The organism is Pseudoalteromonas sp. PPB1, assembly GCF_015356275.1.
In the GTDB taxonomy this organism is placed as follows: Bacteria; Pseudomonadota; Gammaproteobacteria; order Enterobacterales; family Alteromonadaceae; genus Pseudoalteromonas; species Pseudoalteromonas rubra_D.
This window is the reverse complement of sequence record NZ_JACEQV010000058.1, coordinates 1-3,623: the sequence shown is the minus strand read 5'-3', so window position 1 is coordinate 3,623 and position 3,623 is coordinate 1. Positions and strand designations below refer to the sequence as shown.

Annotated in this window: 4 protein-coding genes; 1 reads left to right on the top strand and 3 read right to left on the bottom strand. The window is 41.4% G+C overall.

Annotation, left to right across the window (positions count from 1 at the left end; genetic code table 11):
- Positions 1 to 628 precede the first annotated feature (628 nt).
- A complete protein-coding gene (locus IY568_RS24190; RefSeq protein ID WP_194868945.1) occupies positions 629 to 1,591 on the top strand; it encodes a transposase in 963 nt (320 codons plus the stop codon).
- Positions 1,592 to 1,766: 175 nt separating this feature from the next.
- Here the strand turns inward: IY568_RS24190 and IY568_RS24185 are convergent, their stop codons facing one another.
- From IY568_RS24185 to IY568_RS24175, 3 genes are all read right to left on the bottom strand, one after another.
- The gene (locus IY568_RS24185; protein ID WP_194868944.1) at positions 1,767 to 2,417 is read right to left on the bottom strand and encodes a hypothetical protein; all 651 of its coding nucleotides are present in this window, start codon (positions 2,415 to 2,417) and stop codon (positions 1,767 to 1,769) included.
- A 115-nt stretch (positions 2,418 to 2,532) separates the two neighbouring features.
- Positions 2,533 to 2,829 carry a hypothetical protein gene (locus IY568_RS24180; protein WP_228553562.1) on the bottom strand — a complete coding sequence of 99 codons (297 nt, stop codon included), beginning with the start codon at positions 2,827 to 2,829 and terminating at the stop codon, positions 2,533 to 2,535.
- Between the two features lie 92 nt (positions 2,830 to 2,921).
- The gene (locus tag IY568_RS24175; RefSeq protein ID WP_194868943.1) at positions 2,922 to 3,311 is read right to left on the bottom strand and encodes a hypothetical protein; all 390 of its coding nucleotides are present in this window, start codon (positions 3,309 to 3,311) and stop codon (positions 2,922 to 2,924) included.
- Between the last annotated feature and the right edge of the window lie 312 nt (positions 3,312 to 3,623).

Genomic DNA, 3,623 nt, shown 5'->3' with positions numbered 1-3,623 from the left:
GATGAGGACTTTGTTGTAATCGCGCCAGTTGGTGATACGCTTTGCTTTCAAAGTTCAGTCTCGGTGTTTGCTTTTGAGATCTGATCACACAAGACTAAATTAGTTCAATGATTTAGGAAACAACGCCCCCCTGAGAACCTAACGTCCGCATATGCGGACCGAAATGCTTGGCTATAATTGGTAAGGTACGAACCAAGCCAAGCTTTTAAATTCCGCTCATAATGCGCTTGTTATGTTTCAAATAAACAAACTAACAAGTTAATTTGTCATGTGGTGATGAATAAACAGAACAGCCCATAACAATATTGCACTACAGATAAAGATGAATAAACCTTTAAGGCTAAAGTTACTAATTCTATGTTTGCAAACGGGACACACAAAATATGACTTGTTCATTGCCACTTTAACTTCAAGGGGCACAATATCCGCTTTGCATTTTTTACACTGAGCCATTTAAATTTGCATACCCTGATAAAAGCTGTGAGCAAAGCTGTGAGGACATCCACAGGTAACAATTTACGCGAACATCCACTTTGACGAACAAATAGCAGACACCCATTCCAAAACTTGTCTGTCACACTTCCAACATCTATGCTTTTAATCTGCTCCAAGAATAAGGACGAAGCAAATGCCAGCGGCAAGGAAAAGCCAGGTCAGCTTAGTTGATACAAAATACTACCATTGTATCTCTCGCTGCGTAAGAAGGGCCTTTTTATGCGGTAAAGACCCGTTAACAGGGCAGTCTTATGAACATCGCCGCGAGTGGGTTGAAGAAAAACTACTTCTGCTGGCACGCATTTTCTGCATTGATATCTGCGCTTACGCTGTGATGAGCAACCATACTCACATCGTTCTACATGTAGATGATAAAAAAGCTAACCGGTTAAATAGCAAAGCTATCGTTATCCGATGGCATAAACTATTTAAAGGGAACTGGCTAACGCGCAAATTCATTGAAGGTAACGAACTTAATCCATCCGAGCGTATGATGCTAGATGATATTATCAATAAATATCGCGAAAGACTGGCGAGTATCAGCTGGTTTATGCGGGTGCTTAACGAAGATATTGCCCGCCGGGCAAACAAAGAAGATGGCTGCAAAGGTCGATTCTGGGAAGGCAGGTTTAAGTCCCAGGCATTGCTCGATGAAGCCGCACTGGGTGCCTGTATGGCCTATGTTGATCTCAACCCTATCAGGGCCAAAATGGCCTGCACGCCCGAAACATCTGAGTTCACCAGCATCAAAAAACGCCTTGAACACGGCAAACAACCAAAGAGTCTTTTGCGCTTTGCTGGTAACCCAAGACAGAACATGCCCAAAGGATTACCCTTTGAGCTTAAATACTACATTGAACTGGTTGAACTCACTGGTCGGCGCATTCGTGCAGACATGAGAGGCCACATCAGCGATGCTCAGCCCATTCTCGCTCGACTGCAAATAGAGCCCGAAAACTGGCTAAAACTCACCACACAATTTACAAAAGTATTCCACGGTGCAGCCGGCAGGCGTCATGCTCTTACTGAGTACTGTGCACATCTGCAAAAAAGACGGCGTCCTAACCTCGCTAACTGTGAGCAATTGTTGAGATAGAATAGCCCACTATCTGAAGTACAAATGATAACTGCCGCACTCTGGCAGTGCTTAACCGTGCCACAAAATACTAAATAGCTACTATTTCAACTGAAATTGCCCACCCATGAGAGCCGCCTCTCGTTATTTCACGCTCGCTTATTCGACAAAGCTACCACATTCATTAGTTGAGGACCTATAACAAACACAGACAACGCTGGGTGTCTGTGTTTTCTCTCTGGGTGTCTGTGTTTTCTCCTTCATTAGTTGAGGACCTATAACAAACACAGACAACGCTGGGGGTCTGTGTTTTTTGTGTTTTTTTCCTCGACAAAGCTACCACATTCATTAGTTGAGGGCCTATAACAAACACAGATAACGCTGGGTGTCTGTGTTTTCCGGGTGTCTGTGTTTTCCCCTGGGTGTCTGTGTTTTCCCCTGGGTGTCTGTGTTTTCCCCTGGGTGTCTGTGTTTTCCCCTGGGTGTCTGTGTTTTCCCACTCTGGGTGTCTGTGTTTTCTTTCTAGAACATGATTTAATTTGAAGGAATTATAGCTTCCAGCATTAATCGCACTCTCGATTTGTCTAGAGCGCTCAATCGCTGAAGAGAAAGTATGCCAGTGATGACGACCTACAATATAAAACCCAAAAACAATGGTTAAGCCACATGCTATGTATAGAAAATAAGGTATACTAACCGAATTGTGGAATAGACCTAATGTTAGAGCTGTAATGAAACCGGCAGCCCAACTAAAAACTTTAAAACAAAATTGCTCTTGAGTAATAATTATATCCTGAACAATCTTAATTTCTTCTATTGGATCTAATTCTTTTGGTTCTTCTTCCATATAATCGACTTACCTAGATTTTATAACGCCCTTGTTAATGAACTGAATTTTATTGGCTAAAATTAGCGAAACGCTAACTGAGCTTTGCCCCTATCTAATATTTTGTTAGTTTCATTTACTCATAAATTTTCCCACAATATAAGAATACTGCAAACTGTTTCCATTTATTTGTCCTTAGTTCTGAATCTTGATGGATTCCAAAATCGGAATCTTCCACCCAAGCTACAGCCGCTTCTAAGAACCCGCTGATAGAATTATTAGCCCAATCTTCAGTGAAGCTAACTTCATCTTTTGATTTTCCTTCATGAGGTTCGCGATCTGCAATTAGTGATTTTACGAAAAGCAGAAAGCTCTCTTCATCCTTTACTTCATCTAGTATTTCGTGAGGTTCTCTCATATCTTTGATCAGCACTTAACACCTTACTAATGGGCGCATAAATGCTTGGCTAAAATTGGCGACGAAGGAGCACAAGCCAAGCATTTTGCGTCCTTTTGAGTAACTTGTCATAAGCCGTAATTACAGCCAAGCAACCGTGAGCGAATATATTTGTCATTCTTGCGCACTGTCAAATCACTATATATTTTGCACCACTCTTCGTGGTTTCCGTAGTCTGCAATTTTATAGACTATTAAATCTAAATTTCTATTTGTGATTTTAGGGTGATTAAGAGTGTCAATAAATTTAGTAGAATTTTTCAAGCCCCAATTTACGATTGCCCCATAGGTAGCAGCCCCCGGAGCCTCACCTTTATACTCATTCAAATAATCAATAATTTGATCACTAGAAGGGTTTTTATCTAAAAATGCAATAGTAGCTCTATTTGCTTCACAGATTGAATCGCACTCACAGCCAACTAATAGTAATGCAACTAGTGTCACCGAAAGTCGATTCATATGCCAAACTCTCCTAGGCTTATAACAGTGTATTAGTGAGAATGCCGGTTTAAGCCTGTTTCCAAGGCCTTTACAGCCCACTGCTAAAACAGTTTATTCTTAATAAGAACAGTAACCTACCACCTAAAACCCTTATCTTCAAGTCTATAGCTGTCTGTAGGAAACGAGGCCAGGTATTAGCGAGAGGCCTTGTTGATCAAATCCAGATAGCTTAGGCAACACTGCGATTTCAGCTGTTTCCTTGATATTTAGGCATACCTAGCCCAGCCATTCTATTGAGCACTTTCACTTTGATCATCGCTTCAGTGTGCT